Source organism: Pseudomonas xanthosomatis (assembly GCF_019139835.1).
Classification (GTDB): domain Bacteria; phylum Pseudomonadota; class Gammaproteobacteria; order Pseudomonadales; family Pseudomonadaceae; genus Aquipseudomonas; species Aquipseudomonas fakonensis.
Window position 1 is genome coordinate 3,345,239 of the sequence record NZ_CP077075.1, and the last position, 16,819, is coordinate 3,362,057.

19 protein-coding genes are annotated in these 16,819 nt (G+C 67.0%); 15 read left to right on the forward strand and 4 right to left on the reverse strand.

Annotated features, from left to right (window positions below; genetic code table 11):
• Positions 1 to 111: 111 nt before the first annotated feature.
• The 3 genes from KSS93_RS14835 to KSS93_RS14845 all read left to right on the forward strand — a co-directional run bounded on the left by KSS93_RS14835 (position 112) and on the right by KSS93_RS14845 (position 2,919).
• Positions 112 to 990 (forward strand): LysR family transcriptional regulator, encoded by an 879-nt coding sequence (locus tag KSS93_RS14835; protein WP_217884750.1) that lies wholly within the window; start codon positions 112 to 114, stop codon positions 988 to 990.
• Between the two features lie 275 nt (positions 991 to 1,265).
• The gene (locus tag KSS93_RS14840) at positions 1,266 to 1,955 is read left to right on the forward strand and encodes an MOSC domain-containing protein (RefSeq protein WP_217884751.1); all 690 of its coding nucleotides are present in this window, start codon (positions 1,266 to 1,268) and stop codon (positions 1,953 to 1,955) included.
• A 28-nt stretch (positions 1,956 to 1,983) separates the two neighbouring features.
• Positions 1,984 to 2,919: a 5'-nucleotidase gene (locus KSS93_RS14845; RefSeq protein ID WP_217884752.1), complete on the forward strand. Its 936-nt coding sequence runs from the start codon at positions 1,984 to 1,986 to the stop codon at positions 2,917 to 2,919.
• Positions 2,920 to 3,013: 94 nt separating this feature from the next.
• Here the strand turns inward: KSS93_RS14845 and KSS93_RS14850 are convergent, their stop codons facing one another.
• The 3 genes from KSS93_RS14850 to KSS93_RS14860 all read right to left on the reverse strand — a co-directional run bounded on the left by KSS93_RS14850 (position 3,014) and on the right by KSS93_RS14860 (position 5,420).
• Positions 3,014 to 3,664, reverse strand: coding sequence for a TIGR04211 family SH3 domain-containing protein (locus tag KSS93_RS14850; protein WP_217884753.1), 651 nt, complete (start codon positions 3,662 to 3,664; stop codon positions 3,014 to 3,016).
• A gap of 212 nt (positions 3,665 to 3,876) precedes the next feature.
• The gene (locus KSS93_RS14855; protein ID WP_217884754.1) at positions 3,877 to 4,896 is read right to left on the reverse strand and encodes a branched-chain amino acid aminotransferase; all 1,020 of its coding nucleotides are present in this window, start codon (positions 4,894 to 4,896) and stop codon (positions 3,877 to 3,879) included.
• Between the two features lie 170 nt (positions 4,897 to 5,066).
• Complete coding sequence (locus KSS93_RS14860) at positions 5,067 to 5,420, reverse strand: hypothetical protein (protein WP_217888740.1); 354 nt, start codon at positions 5,418 to 5,420, stop codon at positions 5,067 to 5,069.
• A 320-nt stretch (positions 5,421 to 5,740) separates the two neighbouring features.
• Here KSS93_RS14860 and KSS93_RS14865 point away from each other — a divergent pair, with 320 nt between their 5' ends.
• The 9 genes from KSS93_RS14865 to KSS93_RS14905 all read left to right on the forward strand — a co-directional run bounded on the left by KSS93_RS14865 (position 5,741) and on the right by KSS93_RS14905 (position 11,788).
• Positions 5,741 to 6,574, forward strand: a complete 834-nt coding sequence (locus KSS93_RS14865; protein ID WP_217884755.1) for an urease accessory protein UreD — start codon at positions 5,741 to 5,743, stop codon at positions 6,572 to 6,574.
• Between the two features lie 10 nt (positions 6,575 to 6,584).
• A complete protein-coding gene (locus tag KSS93_RS14870) occupies positions 6,585 to 6,887 on the forward strand; it encodes an urease subunit gamma (RefSeq protein ID WP_110992797.1) in 303 nt (100 codons plus the stop codon).
• 10 nt (positions 6,888 to 6,897) lie between these two features.
• Complete coding sequence (locus tag KSS93_RS14875; protein WP_217884756.1) at positions 6,898 to 7,215, forward strand: urease subunit beta; 318 nt, start codon at positions 6,898 to 6,900, stop codon at positions 7,213 to 7,215.
• The gene (gene ureC, locus KSS93_RS14880) at positions 7,212 to 8,915 is read left to right on the forward strand and encodes an urease subunit alpha (RefSeq protein ID WP_217884757.1); all 1,704 of its coding nucleotides are present in this window, start codon (positions 7,212 to 7,214) and stop codon (positions 8,913 to 8,915) included. The genes KSS93_RS14875 and ureC overlap by 4 nt, the downstream gene beginning before the upstream one ends.
• A 146-nt stretch (positions 8,916 to 9,061) precedes the next feature.
• On the forward strand, positions 9,062 to 9,559 hold the full coding sequence (ureE, locus tag KSS93_RS14885; protein ID WP_217884758.1) for an urease accessory protein UreE: 498 nt from the start codon (positions 9,062 to 9,064) through the stop codon (positions 9,557 to 9,559).
• Between the two features lie 18 nt (positions 9,560 to 9,577).
• Positions 9,578 to 10,123: a HupE/UreJ family protein gene (locus tag KSS93_RS14890; RefSeq protein ID WP_217884759.1), complete on the forward strand. Its 546-nt coding sequence runs from the start codon at positions 9,578 to 9,580 to the stop codon at positions 10,121 to 10,123.
• The gene (locus KSS93_RS14895) at positions 10,123 to 10,797 is read left to right on the forward strand and encodes an urease accessory protein UreF (protein WP_217884760.1); all 675 of its coding nucleotides are present in this window, start codon (positions 10,123 to 10,125) and stop codon (positions 10,795 to 10,797) included. Before KSS93_RS14890 ends, KSS93_RS14895 begins: the two co-directional genes overlap by 1 nt.
• 11 nt (positions 10,798 to 10,808) lie before the next feature.
• Complete coding sequence (gene ureG / locus KSS93_RS14900; protein WP_217884761.1) at positions 10,809 to 11,435, forward strand: urease accessory protein UreG; 627 nt, start codon at positions 10,809 to 10,811, stop codon at positions 11,433 to 11,435.
• Between the two features lie 122 nt (positions 11,436 to 11,557).
• Positions 11,558 to 11,788 carry a hypothetical protein gene (locus KSS93_RS14905; RefSeq protein WP_217884762.1) on the forward strand — a complete coding sequence of 77 codons (231 nt, stop codon included), beginning with the start codon at positions 11,558 to 11,560 and terminating at the stop codon, positions 11,786 to 11,788.
• A 35-nt stretch (positions 11,789 to 11,823) separates the two neighbouring features.
• On the opposite strand, the gene KSS93_RS26520 is transcribed toward KSS93_RS14905, so the two are convergent.
• Entirely contained in the window at positions 11,824 to 12,141 is a 318-nt protein-coding gene (locus tag KSS93_RS26520) for a GGDEF domain-containing protein (protein ID WP_225917186.1), read from the reverse strand.
• A gap of 427 nt (positions 12,142 to 12,568) precedes the next feature.
• Between KSS93_RS26520 and KSS93_RS14915 the strand changes: the two genes are divergently transcribed.
• The 3 genes from KSS93_RS14915 to KSS93_RS14925 all read left to right on the forward strand — a co-directional run bounded on the left by KSS93_RS14915 (position 12,569) and on the right by KSS93_RS14925 (position 16,578).
• A complete protein-coding gene (locus KSS93_RS14915; RefSeq protein ID WP_217884763.1) occupies positions 12,569 to 13,084 on the forward strand; it encodes a sigma-70 family RNA polymerase sigma factor in 516 nt (171 codons plus the stop codon).
• Positions 13,081 to 14,016, forward strand: a complete 936-nt coding sequence (locus KSS93_RS14920; RefSeq protein WP_217884764.1) for a FecR domain-containing protein — start codon at positions 13,081 to 13,083, stop codon at positions 14,014 to 14,016. Before KSS93_RS14915 ends, KSS93_RS14920 begins: the two co-directional genes overlap by 4 nt.
• A 180-nt stretch (positions 14,017 to 14,196) precedes the next feature.
• Complete coding sequence (locus KSS93_RS14925; protein ID WP_217884765.1) at positions 14,197 to 16,578, forward strand: TonB-dependent receptor; 2,382 nt, start codon at positions 14,197 to 14,199, stop codon at positions 16,576 to 16,578.
• Positions 16,579 to 16,819 lie beyond the last annotated feature (241 nt).

A 16,819-nucleotide genomic window follows, 5' to 3' on the forward strand; every position in this document is an offset into this window, starting at 1 on the left:
GCCGGCTTGCCGGCGATAGGGCTGCCAGCCCCGGCACAGGAGGCGAATTTCCATGTGCAGGCCCGGCCTCATCGCCGACAAGCCGGCTACAGATATTGAGGTTACGTCCACATGCGAGAAATCAGCCTCGACCGCCTGCGCACGCTGGTGGTGATCGCCGACCACGGCTCGTTCGCCGACGCCGCCCGCCAGCTCAACCTCGCGCCCCCCACCATCAGCCTGCATGTGGCCGAGCTCGAAGCGCGCATTGGCGCGCCGCTGCTCAATCGCAGCCGCGGCCAAGTGCGGCCCACGACCATCGGTGAAACCCTGCTGGCCCGCGCCCGGCGCCTGCTGGCAGATGCCGACCAGGCGCTGGACGAAGTGCGCCGCCAGGTCGAAGGCCTGACCGGGCGAGTGCGCCTGGGGGCCTCCACCGGCGCCATCGCCCACTTGCTGCCCCAAGCCCTGCAAGCCTTGCGCGTGGAGCACCCGGGGATCGACGTGCAGGTGCAGGTGCTCACTTCGCAGGCCTCGCTTTCGCAACTGCGTGACGGCAGCCTGGATATCGGCCTGGTGGCGCTGCCCCAGGTGGCAGGCAAGGGCCTGAAGCTGACCCCCTGGCGGCGCGACCCGATCATGGCCTACCTGCCCGCCGACTGGCAGCCACCGGCGCGGGTTACCCCGGCCTGGCTGGCCGGGCGGGCGTTGATCTTGAATGACAGCAGCACGCAGCTGTCGCGGGTGACGTCGGAATGGTTCGCCGCCGCGGGCTTGTACCCCGAGGCGCGCATCGAGCTGAACTACAACGATGCGATCAAGAGCCTGGTGGCGGCGGGGTACGGGGCGACTTTGCTGCCCCAGGAGGGCGAGGTGCAGCAGCACGACCCGCGCATCGTGCGCCGGCCACTGCGGCCAGGGCTGTGGCGCCAGCTGGGCATCGCCTGCCGGGACGGCGCGCTAGAGCGGGCCACCGGGCACGTGCTGGCGGCGTTGGCCAAGGTACGCTAGGTCAGCAGGGTTCCTGTAGGCGATTACCCAGCCGTGCGGGCTGCGCTGTCGTGCAGAGAACTGGTCTCGTCGAAGCACCACGGCCCCTGTGGGAGCAACTGCTTAATGCTGCCTGTGCCGGCCTCATCGCCGGCAAGCCGGCTCCTGCAGGTACGGTGCAAGCCTGGAGGTCATGCGCGCCCATGTATCTTCCCTTGCAGGCAAGTGAAGGCTTCACGTCGCCTCACGCGCGGCGCTGTTGTAAGCTCCTGCGACCTTCCGGCAGAGACCACCCCATGCCCCCATATCTCGACAGCCTGCTCACCGGCCAGGCCCGGCCGTTCACCCGCCCGGGCTCGCTCAGCGCCATCGACAAGCAACCCCGCCGCGGCGAGCTGAAGGTGACCTTCCTCGGCATTGCCGGTGACCAGCAGGGTGACCTGCGTGTGCATGGCGGGGTAGAGAAGGCGATTCACCATTACCCCCGCGAACACTACGCTGCCTGGGCCGCCGAACTGGGCCCGCACCCCTTGCTGGAGCAGCCCGGCGCCTTCGGCGAGAACTTCAGCAGCCATGGCTGGACCGAGGCCGACGTGTGCCTGGGCGACCGCATCCGGGTGGGGACGGCATTGCTGGAGGTCTCCCAGGGGCGCATGCCCTGCTGGAAGCTCAACGACCGCTTCGAGGTGGCGCAGATGGCGCTGCGAGTGCAGCAGAGCGGGCGCACCGGCTGGTATTACCGGGTGCTGGAGGAGGGCGTGGTCGAGGCAGGCGATGCCTTTGAGCGGGTGGCCAGGCCCTATGGCCAGTGGTCGGTGGCGCGTCTGTCGGCGGTGCTGTTCGACAAGCACCTGGAGCCCGAACTGCTGCGTGAATGCCTGGCACTGCCGCTGGTGCCGAACTGGCGGCGTACGCTGGAAAAACGCCTGGAACAACGCCAGGTCGAAGACTGGACCTCGCGCCTGCAAGGGCGCGACGGCAGCTGATCCACCCTCACCGCACAAGGATTGCAGCATGCCTTTCGAACTGGATGACCGCCTGGTAATCGGCGTGGCCTCAAGCGCGGTGTTCGACCTGAGCGAGTCGGACGCGGTATTTCGCCGCGATGGCGAGGCGCAGTACCGCAAATACCAGGAGCAACACCTGGATGTGCCGCTGGGCAAGGGCATCGCCTACCCGTTCATCAAGCGCCTGCTGGCGCTCAACGACCTGCGCGACGACCCCGAAGACCCGCTGGTGGAGGTAGTACTGCTGTCGCAGAACGACCCGGACACCGGGCTGCGGGTGATGAAGACCATCAACCACTACGGCTTGAACATGACCCGGGCGATCTTCACCCAGGGCCGCTCGCCTTACGAGTACATCCCGGCACTGAACATCGCGCTGTTTCTGTCGGCCGACAAGCAGCACGTGGACGCCGCCATCCAGGCCGGCTACCCGGCCGGGCAGGTGCTCGACTCGCAGTTCGACGATGACGAAAGCGACGACAACCTGCGTATCGCCTTCGACTTCGACGGCGTGCTGGCGGGGGACGAGTCGGAGGCAGTGATGCAGGCAGGCGGCCTGGGCCGGTTCCATGCCCACGAGGTGAAGAACGTCGCCCAGCCGCACAACCCCGGGCCGTTGAAGGAGTTCTTCGTGCGCATTGCGCGCATCCAGGCAGCGGAGGAGCAGTACAAGCTGGCCAACCCTGACTACGCGAACCGCCTGCGCGTGTCGATCGTCACCGCGCGCAATGCGCCGTCCCACGAGCGGGCGCTGAACACCCTGAAAAGCTGGGGGGTGATGGCCAACGATGCGTTCTTCCTCGGCGGCATCGAAAAGCGCCGGGTGCTGCAGGTGCTCAAGCCGCACATCTTCTTTGACGACCAGTCGGGGCATTTGAAGAGCACCAGTACCGTGGTGCCCTCGGTGCATGTGCCGTTCGGGGTGACCAACCGGGTGGTGTGAAGCTGCACCCGGCCTACATACGCTAGCCTGTAGGAGCGGCCTTGCTCCTCGAAAGGGCCGCAGCGCGGCCCCGGCAATCCTATCGAGAGATCTATCAGAACCAACGATCGTTGCGCTTGCGCCCACGGCTCAGCGCCGGCAGGATCAGCCCCGCCAGCAACCCGGCCCCGGCGATGCTGCCGCCGTACACCATGTAGCGCATCATCACCTGCTTGTTCTCGTCACCCAGGCGCGCCTGCACATCGCGCAGGCTCGACTGCGACTGCTCGAGCTGCTCGTTGAGGCCCTTGTTGCGGGTTTCCAGCTCGTCGATCAGCGCCTTGCGCGAGTCCAGCGTCTCCTGCATGCCCTGCACGCGGTTCTTCCAGCTGTCGTCGATGGTCTTCAGTTGCCCCGACAGCTCCGCCACCTGCTGGTCCAGCTGCGGCAGGCGCTCGTTCTGGCCGGGGACCGCCTGCAGGTCACTGGTGAGGATCCACACCAGGTCGCCGCTTTGGCCGCGCACCTGACTGTAGTTGCCCTGGCTGGTCAGAAGGCTGACCTTCTGCCCCGACTTGAGGGTACCGACAATACGGTGGCCGTCGGTGGGGCCGCTGCGGACATAGGTGCTCAAACTGTCGCTGACCCAACGCGCGTCACTGGCGGCTTCTTCGGCATGGGACGGGGCGGCGATGGCGATCAGGGCGGCAATCAGGCTGCCGCGCAGGGCGGTGAGGGCGAGGGGGGCTGGTTGCTTGTTGGGCATGGTGGTCTTCGCAGAAACTGGGCAAATGAGGGCCCGATGGATGGGCCGATGAACCGGTCGGGTGAATTGACCGTCAGCCAAAGACCGCATTTTTGTAGGCAGGTTCACTGCTTGGCGTAGGAAATGCCCTCAGAGTGTTGCTGGATGTACAGGCCAACGAAAACGGGGCAGGCCATCGCTGGCCTGCCCCGTCGGGTGTTGCAAGGTGTGCTTCAGGCGACTTTGACGATCCACCCAGCCGGTGCTTCGATGTCACCGCTCTGGATGCCGGTCAGCTCGTTGTAGAGCTTCTGGGTAACCGGGCCGACCTTTTCCAGGTCGTGGAACACGTGCAGCTTGCCGTTGTACTCGATGCCGCCGATCGGGGTGATCACCGCAGCGGTACCGCAAGCGCCGGCCTCGATGAAGCGGTCCAGCTTGCTGATTTCGACATCGCCTTCGATCACGCTCAGGCCCAGGCGCGATTGCGCCAGCTCCATCAGCGACAGGCGGGTGATGCCAGGCAGCACCGAGGCCGATTTCGGGGTGACGAACTCGTTGTTGGCGGTGATGCCGAAGAAGTTGGCCGAACCGACTTCTTCGATTTTGCTGTGGGTCAGCGGGTCCAGGTAGATGGCGTCGGCGAAGTTGGCCTTCTTAGCTTCGGCGCCCGGCTGCAGGCTGGCTGCATAGTTGCCGCCGACCTTGGCCGCGCCGGTGCCCTGCGGGGCGGCGCGGTCGAAGCTGGAAATCTGGAAGTTGTGCGGCTTCATGCCGCCCTTGAAGTACGAGCCTACCGGGATGGCGAACACCGAGAAGATGAACTCGGGGGCAGTGCGCACGCCGATGTTGTCACCGGTGCCGATGACGAACGGGCGCAGGTACAGGGCGCCTTTGCCGTGCGGCGGGACGAACTTCTCGTTGGCCTTGACCACCTGCTTGCAGGCCTCGATGAACACGTCGGTCGGCACGTGCGGCATCAGCAGGCGGGCGCAGCTGCGCTGCATGCGCGCGGCGTTCTGGTCGGGGCGGAACAGGTTGATCGAACCGTCCTTGCAGCGGTAGGCCTTGAGGCCTTCGAAGCACTGCTGGCCATAGTGCAGGGCGGTGGAGCCTTCACTGATGTGCAGCACGTTGTCTTCGGTCAGGGTGCCTTTGTCCCACTCGCCGTTACGCCATACGGACAGGTAGCGCTTGTCGGTCTTGATGTAGTCGAAGCCCAGCTTGTCCCAGTTAATGCTTTCGTTGCTCATGACACCCTCATTGCTCAACGCCCGAACACGGCGGGCTGCTTTTATATGCGCACCCCGCCACCTTAATACATCCCGGGCGGATCGGAAACGTCCAGTCACGAAATGGCGGGGTGGATTGCCTGGGCGGGCCTCATCGCCGGCAAGCCGCCTCCTGCAGGCGATTGGCAGCGTCAACGCAACCGCCGGTTCCAGTCCCCGCCGTGGTCGCGCCAGCAGGCCTCTTCACTGTCGAAACGCACATGCCAGGCCACATGGTCGAGGTGGATGCCGGCGTCCATCAGCGCCTGTTCGGTCAGCTCGAGCATGCGCGCCCTGGCCTCGCCGGCCAGCGCCTCGGCCTTGGCCGTGTCGTCGCTGAACACCCAGGTAATGCGCAGGCTGGCGGGAAAGTCGTCGAGGTCAACCCGATGGGTGAGCCAGGCAAAGCCGACGATCTCGGCTTGGGCGGTGGTGCAGGCGTCGGTCAGGCAGGCGACCATCTCCCGCTCCTGGCGCGCCAGTGCGCGCTTGCTGCCGGCCATCAGGCAATGGCCCCGTGCAGGCAGGGGGTGGCGCTGGAATGGTGCATGAAAACTCCTGGCGGGCTTTATCGAAGGGCGGCAGTTTAGCGCTGTCGGCACCGCTCTGGGGCGACTGCTTGCCCCGCATTTGCGCAGTTTTTCACGCAGTCAAACAACCGTTTGCATCCATGTAGGAAAATTCATTCAGATTAATCCTACGACTTGGCCTGCAACCTGCAACATCCGGTTCGACAATTTTGATCGAACGGTCAGCCAGCAGCTCTGGCACGGTGCCTCGGGCGCCGCGCTACGGCGCTTAAGACCATGGTTTACAGGGGTAGGGCATGGGGTTGCCGGAACAAATCGGCGCACAACAGCAGCCGGCAGGCTGGAGCGCGCACCTGCAGTTGCGCTTTGTGTTGCGCGATGGCGTGACCCGCCTTGGTGCGCGCCGCCACCACGGCCCCCTTTTGGTGCAAAGGCCCTTCTACCCGGAAGGCGGGCCGTGCCACGTGTATGTGTTGCACCCCCCTGGCGGCATCGTCGCCGGTGACCGCCTGGAACTGGACATCCACCTGGAGCCCGACAGCCACGCGCTGCTGACCATGCCCGGGGCGAGCAAGTTCTACCGCAGCATTGGCCCCACCGCGCAGTTGACCCAGCGTTTTCACCTGGCCGCAGGCAGCACGCTGGAGTGGCTGCCCCAGGACAGCATCTTCTTCAATGGCGCCCGCGCGAGCCTGGCCAGCCGGTTCAGCCTGCGGCCCGGTGCCCGCCTGCTGGCCTGGGAGACCCTGTGCCTGGGCCGCCCGGTGATGAACGAGCGCTTCGAGCAAGGCGCGCTGGACAGCCTGCTGCACATCGAAATGCCCGGCGACCCCGGCCTGCACGAGCGCTTGCGCATCGACGGCGGGCAACTGGCCAAGGTGGCCGACCACCCGCTGCTGGCCACCTTCTGCGCCGCACCGGCCACGCAGGCCGTGCTGGACCAGGTGCGCGAGGTGCTCGACACGCTGTCCACGCCGGCCGGCGCCACCCTGCTGGGCGAGCTGCTGGTGATCCGCCTGCTCGACCACGACAACCAACATGTGCAACACAACCTGCAGCGCCTCTGGCACCTGCTGCGCCCGGCCGTGCTCGGCCTGGCGCCGTGCCCGCCGCGCATCTGGGCCACTTGAGAGAGCCATCATGGAGCTGACCCCGCGAGAGAAAGACAAACTGCTGCTGTTCACCGCCGCGTTGCTGGCAGAACGGCGCCTGGCCCGTGGCCTGAAGCTCAACTACCCGGAAGCGGTGGCGCTGATCAGCGCCGCGGTGCTCGAAGGCGCCCGCGATGGCCGCACGGTGGCCGAGCTGATGAGCCTGGGCCGCGAGGTGCTGGTGCGCGAGCAGGTTATGGACGGCGTGCCCGAGATGCTCCACGACGTCCAGGTCGAAGCCACATTCCCCGACGGCACGAAGCTTGTGACCGTGCATGACCCCATCGTCTGAGGTGCAGCCCATGATCCCCGGAGAAATCCAGGTCGCCGACGGCGACATCGAACTCAACGTCGGCCGCGCCACGGTCAGCGTCAGCGTGGCCAACCATGGCGACCGGCCGGTGCAGGTCGGCTCGCACTATCACTTCTTCGAAGTCAACGATGCGCTGGTGTTCGAGCGCGCACCGACCCTGGGCTTTCGCCTGGACATCCCGGCCGGCACTGCGGTGCGCTTCGAGCCGGGCCAGTCGCGCACCGTGCAACTGGTGGCCTACGCCGGCAAGCGTGAGGTGTACGGCTTTCAGGGCAAGGTAATGGGCGCGCTGGAGGGCCTGGCATGAGCCGTATTTCCCGCAGGGCCTACGCCGACATGTTCGGCCCCACCGTGGGTGACCGCGTGCGCCTGGCCGATACCGCGCTGTGGGTGGAGGTCGAGAAGGACTTCACCGTCTACGGCGAAGAGGTCAAGTTCGGCGGCGGCAAGGTGATCCGCGATGGCATGGGCCAGGGCCAGATGCTCGCAAACGAGGCCATGGACCTGGTGCTGACCAACGCCCTGATCATCGACCACTGGGGCATCGTCAAGGCCGATATCGGCGTCAAGCACGGGCGCATCGCCGCCATCGGCAAGGCCGGCAACCCCGACGTGCAGCCAGGTGTGACGGTGCCGGTGGGGCCGGGCACCGAGGTGATCGCCGCCGAAGGCAAGATCGTCACCGCAGGTGGTATCGATTCGCACATCCACTTCATTTGCCCGCAGCAGGTCGAAGAAGCGCTGACCAGCGGCGTCACCACCTTCATCGGCGGCGGCACGGGGCCTGCCACCGGCACCAATGCCACCACCTGTACCCCGGGCCCCTGGTACCTGGCGCGCATGCTCCAGGCTGCCGACAGCCTGCCGATCAACATCGGCCTGCTGGGCAAGGGCAATGCCTCGCGCCCCGAAGCGCTGCGCGAGCAGATCGCCGCCGGCGCCGTGGGTTTGAAGCTGCACGAGGACTGGGGCTCGACCCCGGCGGCCATCGACTGCTGCCTGGGCGTGGCCGAAGAGATGGACGTCCAGGTGGCGATCCACACCGACACCCTGAACGAGTCGGGCTGCATCGAGGACACCCTGGCGGCCATCGGCGACCGCACCATCCACACCTTCCACACCGAAGGTGCCGGCGGCGGCCACGCCCCGGACATCATCCGCGCAGCCGGGCAAGCCAACGTGCTGCCGTCATCGACCAACCCGACCCTGCCGTACACGGTCAACACCGTCGACGAGCACCTGGACATGCTCATGGTCTGCCACCACCTGGACCCAAGCATCGCCGAGGACGTGGCCTTCGCCGAGTCGCGCATCCGCCGCGAGACCATCGCCGCCGAGGATATCCTCCACGACATGGGCGCCTTCGCCATGACCTCTTCCGACTCCCAGGCCATGGGCCGGGTAGGGGAGGTGGTGCTGCGCACCTGGCAGGTGGCGCACCAGATGAAAGTGCGCCGCGGCCCGCTGGCGCCGGACACCGCCTACAGTGACAACTTCCGGGTCAAGCGCTACATCGCCAAGTACACCATCAACCCGGCGCTGACCCACGGCATCGCCCACGAGGTGGGTTCGGTAGAGGTCGGCAAGCTGGCCGACCTGGTGCTGTGGGCCCCGGCGTTCTTTGCGGTCAAGCCGGCGTTGGTGATCAAGGGCGGCATGATCGCCACCGCGCCCATGGGCGATATCAACGGCTCGATCCCCACCCCGCAACCGGTGCACTACCGGCCGATGTTCGGCGCCCTGGGTGCGGCGCGCCATGCCACGCGCATGACCTTCCTGCCCCAGGCCGCCCTGGACCGTGGCCTGCCTGAAGAGTTGAAGCTGCAGAGCCTGATTGGCCTGGCCCATGGCTGCCGGCAGGTACGCAAGGCGCACATGCTGCACAACACCCTGCAACCGGTGATCGAGGTGGACTCGCAAACCTACCAGGTGCGTGCCGACGGTGAGCTGCTGGTGTGCGAGCCAGCCACCGAGTTGCCGCTGGCGCAGCGCTATTTCCTGTTCTGAAGGGCTTGACAGTGGCGGCGTGGGAGCGGGCTTGTCGGAACGCCGCACCGCCCGGATCACCGGCAGCGCCGGTGCCAACAATCGCGGGGCAAGCCCGCTCCCACGGTGCCTGTCGTTGCAAGCCGGTTTTTTTGTAAGGAGTGAACATGATCGTACTGACCCGCAGGCTCACTGAAGCCGGCACGGTAACCGGCAGCGTCACCTTGAGTGTCGACAGCCGCATCAAGAGCCGCCTGCGCGTGACCCTGGACGACGGCCGCGAGGCCGGCCTGATGCTCGAGCGCGGCCACCTGCTGCGCGGCGGGGAGCTATTGGCCGACGCCGAAGGCAGCCAGGTGATCCGCGTGCTGGCCGCCCCGGAGGCGGTGTCCACGGTGCGCTGCGCCGACCCGCATCTGCTGGCCCGCGCTGCCTACCACTTGGGTAACCGCCACGTGCCGCTGCAGATCGAACCGGGCCTGTTGCGCTACCAGCACGACCACGTGCTGGACGACATGCTGCGCGGCCTGGGCCTGAGCGTGGACGCCGAACAGGCCCCCTTCGAGCCCGAGGCCGGCGCCTACCAGAGCGCCGCGCACGGCCACAGCCACAGCCATGAACATGGCCACGACCACCCGTTCGTGCGCCTGCCAGCCCATTCCTGAACTGCCTTGGAGGTAACAATGAAAAAGACCCTCGCCCTGATGCTGCTGATGGTGGCCGTACCGGCCTTCGCCCACCCGGGCCACGATGCCAACCCGCTGCAGGATGGCCTGTTGCACCCGCTGACCGGCCTTGACCACCTGCTGATGCTGCTGGGCACCGGCGTGCTCGCCGCCCTGACCGGGCGCACCCTGGCACTGCCCCTGGCGACCCTGGCGGCGATGTTCGGCGGTGCGGTGTGCGGCCACCTGTTCGGTGACGTGCTGGGCATGGAGCAGATGATCACCGGCTCCTTGCTGGTGGCCGCTGCCGCCATGCTGCTGCCCAGCCGCCAGGTGCTGCTGGCGCTGATCATGCCGGTGTTTGCGCTGTTCCACGGCTGGGCCCACGGCGTCGAAGCCACCCCCAGCGCGTTCTGGCAGTTCAGTGCAGGTTTTGTCACCGTCAGCGGGCTGTTGCTGGCCGCAGGCTTTGCCATCGGCTGCGTGCTGCGCCGCCATGCCGGCCTGCAGAAAGCCTTCGGCGGCGGCCTGCTGGCCGGTGCAGCCATGGTGCTGGCCGGTTGATGAACAGCGACCTGGCGCTGCTGCGCCTGCTGCAGCTGGCCAGCCCCGGCCTGCCGGTGGGCGGCTTCACCTACTCGCAGGGCCTGGAGTGGGCAGTGGAGGCCGGTTGGGTGCGCGACACTGCAAGCTTTGCCGCCTGGCAGCGCGAGCAGTTGCACGACACCCTCGGTTGCGTCGACTGGCCGGTGCTGGCGCGGCTGTACCAGGCCAGCCAGGCCGGCAACGCGGATGCCTTCGGCCACTGGAGCCGCTTCTTGCTGGCCAACCGCGAAACCGCCGAGCTGCGCCTTGAAGAGCAGCAGCGCGGCAGCGCCCTGGCGCGGCTGCTCGATGGCTGGCAACTGGGCCAGGCTGCGCAGTGGCGGCCGAGCCTTGAGCTCTGCCAGCTGGGCGGCATGGCGTGGCTGGGTGCGCACTGGGCCATCCCGCTGCGCCAACTCGCCCTGGGCCTGGGCTTTGCGTGGCTGGAGGGCGCGGTGATGGCCGGGGTCAAGCTGGTGCCGTTCGGCCAGCAGGCAGCGCAGACCTTGCTGCGTGACCTGGGCGCTGAACTGCCCGCCGTGCTCGACCACGCTTTGACGCTTGAAGACCACCAGCTCGGTGGCGGGCTGCCGCTGCTGGCCATTGCTTCATCGCGCCACGAAACCCAATACACCCGTTTGTTCCGTTCCTGAGGACTGCCTAGATGGAAAACTACCAGCAACCCCTGCGCGTCGGTGTCGGCGGCCCGGTCGGGTCCGGCAAGACCGCGTTGCTCGAATGCCTGTGCAAGGCCATGCGCGACCACTACCAGATCGCCGTGGTGACCAACGACATCTACACCAAGGAGGACCAGCGCATCCTCACCGAGGCCGGCGCACTGGAGCCCGAGCGCATTGTCGGCGTCGAGACCGGCGGCTGCCCGCATACCGCCATCCGCGAGGATGCCTCGATGAACCTGGCGGCGGTGGAGGCTCTGGCGCGCAAGTTCGGCAACCTCGAGGTGATCTTCGTCGAGAGCGGTGGCGACAACCTCAGTGCCACCTTCAGCCCGGAGCTGGCCGACCTCACCGTGTACGTGATCGATGTCGCCGAAGGCGAGAAGATCCCGCGCAAGGGTGGGCCGGGTATCACCAAGTCGGACTTTCTGGTGATCAACAAAACCGACCTTGCGCCCTACGTCGGCGCTTCGCTTGAGGTGATGGAGCGGGACACCAACCGCATGCGGCCGCAGCGGCCCTGGACTTTCAGTAACCTGAAGAAGGGCGAGGGGCTGCAGGCGGTAATCGATTTCATCGTCGAGCGAGGCATGCTTGGGGTCAGGGGCGCCTGACAGGGGCCCATCGTCGGCTTGCCGGCAATGGGGGGGGATCAGGTAGCACCTCCGGATGCCTTGGTAGGAGCTTGTTGCATAGGGTTGGCAAGCAACACACCAACCCTATCAAGGTGAACCCTATGAAAACGCTGTTGATGATCATGCTTTTGGCTGCAACCTCTCACGCCTACGCCGAGCAACCTGGCGACCCAATGTCCCCGGAGCATGAGCAAGCCGCCGAGGACGGCGAGCACTCGCAAACACCGCATATGCGCACGAAAAGGTCAGTAGGCTCGAGTGCAGGGCTACCCTGCGAGCCAGGCCACAAGCTCGTGGGGGATGAGTGCGAAGAGATTGCCGAATTCGAATAGCGCACGCTGTTACAGCCGTGACGAGGGCCTGACCTTCAGGCCAGCGACACTTTCACCCGGTTACGCCCGTTCTGCTTGGCCTTGTACAGTTGTTCGTCGGCCTGCTTGAGCAGGGCTTCGGCAAGTACCGTGTCGGCCTGCCGGCAAGCCACGCCAATCGACAGGGTGAACTTGCCGACATGGGGCGTATCGGCCACCTCCACCGCTTCGCGGATGCGCTCGGCGATCTGCCGGGCGTCATCCAGGCCGGTATCGGCCAGCGGCAAGATGAATTCTTCACCGCCCACCCGGCAGGGCAGGTCCTGCTGGCGTGCGCTGCGCCGCAGCCGCTCGGCAAGGTGCTGCAACCTCATCGCCGGCATCGTGGCCATAGGTGTCGTTGACCCGCTTGAAGTGGTCGTGGCTGTGGCTGGCGATTGGGCAATATCGGGGTAGGCCACCCGCACCTGGCGGTCGGCACCGACGATGACGATCGAGTTGAAGTCCTCGTCCTGGGCCTGTAGCAGGCTGGCGTCGTCGAAGCGTTCGCCAGTTGCGCGGCGCTGTAGCGCAGGCGGCTCTGCGCCGAGCGCACGAACTCAGCGATGCTCGAGGCCACCTTGTTGGCATAAATGGCGAGCACCAGGGGCGCAAGTCAAACAGTGGCAGGCGTCTGGGCATGGCGGCGCGGCACAGGTATGGCTGCTTCGGCGTAAAGTGCCGCCCGGGTGGCACTTGGCATGCCCATGACAAAAAATTAGAATCACTCGCATTTACAATTTCCAGCCGTGTAGCGCCGTGATGACCGACCCAAGCCCAGCACCTGAAATGGCCGTAGACACGCTCTATCGCCAGCACCGCAGCTGGCTGCACAGCTGGTTGCAGCGGCGCCTTGGCGACAGTTGGGCCGCCGCCGACCTGACCCAGGACACCTTCGTGCGGGTGCTCGCCGCGCAGCAGGCCCAGGCTTTACCCAGCCTGCGCGAGCCCCGGGCCTATTTGCTGACCGTCGGCCGGCGCTTGTTGGTCAACCATTTTCAGCGCCGCGACCTGGAGCGCGCCTACCTCGAAGCCCTGGCCAACCTGCCCGAGGCGCTGGTGCCGTCGCCCGAGCAGCGCTGGCTGCTGCTGGAAACCCTGCACGCCCTCGATGAACTGCTCGATGGCCTGCCGCGCCCGGTGCGCCAGGCTTTTCTCTGGTCGCAGCTCGAAGGGCTGGGTTATGCCGCCATCGCCGAACGCTTGCAGGTCAGCGAGCGCACGGTCAAACGCTACATGGCCCAGGCCTACGAACACTGCCTGCTGGTGGAGCTGTGAGCGACCAGGCGAGCCTGCTCGCCCGGGAGGCGGCGCAGTGGCTGGCGTTGCAGGATGCCGGCGAGCTGAGCGCCGAGCAGGCGGCCGAGCTTGGCCGCTGGCGCCAGCGCAGCGCCGCCCACGAAGCGCTGTGGCAGAAGGCCGAGGGCCTGCGCCGACGTTTTGCCGAGGTGCCGGCGCCCCTGGCGGTGGCCTGCCTCGACCGGCCTGACCCGGGCCGGCGCCGCCTGCTGGGCCAGGCGCTGGCCGCAGGTGGCCTGTTACCGTTGGCCTGGTTGGGTTATCGGCAACTGCCGGTTGCCAGCTGGCGCGCCGACTTGCACACGGCAACCGGCGAACGCCGCGGGCTGACCCTGCCGGATGGCACCCGCCTGCAACTGAACACTGCCAGCGCGGTGAACCTGGACTTCGCTCAGGGCCGTCACCGCTTGCAACTGGTGGCGGGGGAAATTGCCGTGGATGGCAGCGGCCCGCTGCAGGTCGAGGTCGGGCAAGGGCTGTTGCAGACATGGGGGGCAAGCTTCTGCGTGCGCCAGGATGAGGGCCGTTGTGTGGTCTCGGTCGGCCGTGGCCAGGTGGATGTTCAGCCGCTGTCGGGTGCTGTGCTGCGCCTTGGGGCAGGGCAGCGGGTTGCGTTCGGCGCAGCCGGGGCCGCTGCACCCGAAACCTTCGACGCGCAGTTGCCAGGCTGGCAGCAGGGCTTGCTGATCGCCGACGATCAGCCGTTGGGTGAGCTGCTGCGCGAGCTGCGCCGCTACCGCCCGGGCCTGTTGCGCTGGGACCCGGCACTGGAACTTTTGCGGGTGACCGGCACCTTCCAGCTTGACGATACCGACCGCATCTTCGCGCTGCTGACGGCCAGCCTGCCGCTGCAGGTGCACTACCGCACCCGCTACTGGGTGTCGCTGGCACCGCGCCAGTTGGCGGGCTGAACGCCGAACGGACGCGCCCCCTGTAGGCGTCGGCTTGCCGGCGATCACCTGCGCAGCAGGTGCCATGCAAGCCTGCACCGGCCCCATCGCCGGCAGATGAAAAAACATCGCAAATGGCTGTCCCCTTTTTTGCACTCGCCTGTCATTCACGGCATCACCCCTCCAACAAGAGCCTTGCGGATGCCCCTGACCCCACTGTTGCGCCCCCTGTCCACACCACTGCTGCTGCTCGCCCTCGGCCTGCCAACCCTGGCCTGCGCCGACGCCACTGCCCGGCGCAGCTTTGATGTGCCCGCCGGCAGCCTGGCCGGCGCCTTGACCCGTTTTGCCGGCCAGGCCGGGGTAAGCCTGTCGGTGGACCCGGCACTGGTGAGCGGGCGCAGCAGCGCCGGGCTGCAGGGCGAATACGGCGTGGAGGAAGGCTTCCAGGCCTTGCTGCGTGGTTCGGGCCTGCAACTGCTGCCGGCCGGGCAGGGCGGCTACACCCTGGTGCCGCAGGCGCAGCCTGTCGAAGGCGCCCATGAGCTGCCCAGCACCACCATCAACGGCGAAGGCTTCGGCCCGGCCAGCGACGCCTACGCCGGCGGCCAGGTGGCACGGCGCGGCAACCAGGGCCTGCTGGGCGAGCGCGACTTCATAGAAACCCCGTTCAACATGACCTCGCTCACCAGCGAGGCCCTGCAGAACCAGCAGGCTCGCACCCTGGCCGACGCCGTGGCCAACGACCCGTCGGTGCGCACCACCAACCCCTCCGCCGGGCGCTTCGAGCAGTTCTCGGTGCGCGGTTTCAGCCTGTACAACAGCGATGTGGCCTATGGCGGCCTGTACGGTGTGTTGCCCACCTATTCCATCGACATGGAAATGGTCGAACGGGTGGATATCCTCAAGGGCCCCGGCGCCTTGCTCAATGGCCTGGCGCCCAACGGCAGCATCGGCGGCGGGGTGAACATCGAACCCAAGCGCGCCGGCGACACGCCGCTGACCGAGTTCACCGCGCTGTACGCCTCGGCCGGGCAGGCCGGTGGCCACGTGGATATCGGCCGGCGCTTCGGCGAGGACCAACGCTTCGGCCTGCGCCTGAACGCCGTGCGCCAGTCGGGCGACACCGAATGGGACCACCAGAGCCTGGACCGCGAAGCCACGGTGCTGGGCTTCGATGTGCGCGGCGAGCGGGCGCGCATGTCGCTGGATGTGGGCCACCAGGAGCGCGATGTGGATGCACCGATGGAGCGGGTGGGCCTTGCGGCTAACGTGAAGGTGCCGAAGGCCAAGGATGTGCACCACAACTTCGCCCAGCCTTGGAGCTACTCGCGGGCCAAGGATACCTTCGGTGCGCTGCGCGGCGAGTACGACGTCAGCGACAGCCTGATGGTTTATGGCGCCTTCGGCGCGCGCAAGGGCGACTACGACTTCTTGCGCCACAACGTGCTGGTGAACAACAACAGCGGGCGTTTTACCGTGAGCCCCCGGGCGTTCCAGCGTGAAGAAGACGTGCGCACCGCCACTCTCGGCGCGCGCAGCTGGTTCAATACCGGCCCGGTCGGCCACACCCTGAACCTGAGCCTGAACCGCTTCGAGCTGACCTTCGACAACAGCGGCGCCCGCTACGCCAACGGCGTGAGCAATCTGTTCGAGCCGGTGGCGCTGCCGACCCCCGGCACGCCGACCGCGCCGGACGACCCGACCCACACCGAAACCGTGCTCTCCAGCCTGGCCCTGGCCGATACCCTGAGCTTTGCCGACGATACCGTACTGCTGACCCTGGGTGCCCGCCTGCAGCGGGTAGAGGTGGACAGCTCTACCTCCGGCATCCCCGACCAGGCCTACGATGAGCGCGCCACTTCGCCGGCCATGGGCCTGGTGTGGCGCACCACCGAGCAGCTGTCGCTGTACATGAACTACATGGAAGGCCTGACCCAGGGCCAGACCGCGCCGGAAACCGCCGAGAACAGCGGCGAGGTGTTCGCACCGTTTCGCAGCAAGCAGCTGGAGGTGGGCGCCAAGTACGACATGGGCCGTTTCAGCACCACCCTCAGCCTGTTCCGCATCGAGCGGCCGATGTACACCGATGCCGCAGGTTACCTGCGTGATGACGGCGAGCAGCGCAACCAGGGCTTGGAGCTGAACCTGTTCGGCGAGCCGCTGGACGGGGTGCGGGTGCTGGGCGGGGCGATGTTCCTCGACGCCACCCAGGTGCGTACGGTGGGCGGCGTGAATGACGGCAAGCGGCCTGTGGGCGCGCCGATCGTCAACGCCAACCTGGGGCTGGAGTGGGACATTCCGGCGGTGCAAGGGCTGACCCTGAGCGCACGGATGATCCACACCAGCAGCCAGTACCTGGATACCGCCAATACCCAGAAGCTCGACGCCTGGCAGCGCTACGACCTGGGCGCGCGCTATGCCATGAAGCTGGGCGGCAAGGACGTGACCCTGCGTGCCAGCGTGGAGAACGTGCTGGACAAGGCCTACTGGGCCTCGGCCAACGTGCCGGAAGGCACCGCCACCGGGATGACGATGTCCACACCGCGAACCTGGCTGGTGTCGGCGACTGTGGGGTTCTGACCCGGGAGTGGATGGCACCTGCTGCGCAGGTGATCGCCGGCAAGCCGGCGCCTACAGGGGTCGCGCAACCCTCGTGCCTGCGTTGTACCTGTAGGAGACCACACAGCCCTCTAGGGCTGCGCTGTCGCGCAGAGAACTGGGCCCGAGCCCGCCGCGGCCCCTGTGGGAGCGGGCTTGTCGGGGTGCCGAACCACCGCGAAGCAGGCGACGCGGTGTCTGGCACCGGCTTCGCCGGTGTTCG

Bases quoted from the DNA above. Each gene is read 5' to 3' on its own strand.
- KSS93_RS14875 (WP_217884756.1), top strand. From the start codon at position 6,898: ATGATCCCCGGAGAAATCCAGGTCGCCGACGGCGACATCGAACTCAAC.
- KSS93_RS14840 (WP_217884751.1), top strand. From the start codon at position 1,266: ATGCCCCCATATCTCGACAGCCTGCTCACCGGCCAGGCCCGGCCGTTC.
- ureC (WP_217884757.1), top strand. From the start codon at position 7,212: ATGAGCCGTATTTCCCGCAGGGCCTACGCCGACATGTTCGGCCCCACC.
- ureE (WP_217884758.1), top strand. From the start codon at position 9,062: ATGATCGTACTGACCCGCAGGCTCACTGAAGCCGGCACGGTAACCGGC.
- KSS93_RS14925 (WP_217884765.1), top strand. From the start codon at position 14,197: ATGCCCCTGACCCCACTGTTGCGCCCCCTGTCCACACCACTGCTGCTG.
- KSS93_RS14850 (WP_217884753.1), bottom strand. From the start codon at position 3,664: ATGCCCAACAAGCAACCAGCCCCCCTCGCCCTCACCGCCCTGCGCGGC.
- KSS93_RS14890 (WP_217884759.1), top strand. From the start codon at position 9,578: ATGAAAAAGACCCTCGCCCTGATGCTGCTGATGGTGGCCGTACCGGCC.
- KSS93_RS14855 (WP_217884754.1), bottom strand. From the start codon at position 4,896: ATGAGCAACGAAAGCATTAACTGGGACAAGCTGGGCTTCGACTACATC.
- ureG (WP_217884761.1), top strand. From the start codon at position 10,809: ATGGAAAACTACCAGCAACCCCTGCGCGTCGGTGTCGGCGGCCCGGTC.
- KSS93_RS26520 (WP_225917186.1), bottom strand. From the start codon at position 12,141: ATGAGGTTGCAGCACCTTGCCGAGCGGCTGCGGCGCAGCGCACGCCAG.
- KSS93_RS14835 (WP_217884750.1), top strand. From the start codon at position 112: ATGCGAGAAATCAGCCTCGACCGCCTGCGCACGCTGGTGGTGATCGCC.
- KSS93_RS14915 (WP_217884763.1), top strand. From the start codon at position 12,569: ATGACCGACCCAAGCCCAGCACCTGAAATGGCCGTAGACACGCTCTAT.
- KSS93_RS14845 (WP_217884752.1), top strand. From the start codon at position 1,984: ATGCCTTTCGAACTGGATGACCGCCTGGTAATCGGCGTGGCCTCAAGC.
- KSS93_RS14905 (WP_217884762.1), top strand. From the start codon at position 11,558: ATGAAAACGCTGTTGATGATCATGCTTTTGGCTGCAACCTCTCACGCC.
- KSS93_RS14865 (WP_217884755.1), top strand. From the start codon at position 5,741: ATGGGGTTGCCGGAACAAATCGGCGCACAACAGCAGCCGGCAGGCTGG.
- KSS93_RS14870 (WP_110992797.1), top strand. From the start codon at position 6,585: ATGGAGCTGACCCCGCGAGAGAAAGACAAACTGCTGCTGTTCACCGCC.
- KSS93_RS14895 (WP_217884760.1), top strand. From the start codon at position 10,123: ATGAACAGCGACCTGGCGCTGCTGCGCCTGCTGCAGCTGGCCAGCCCC.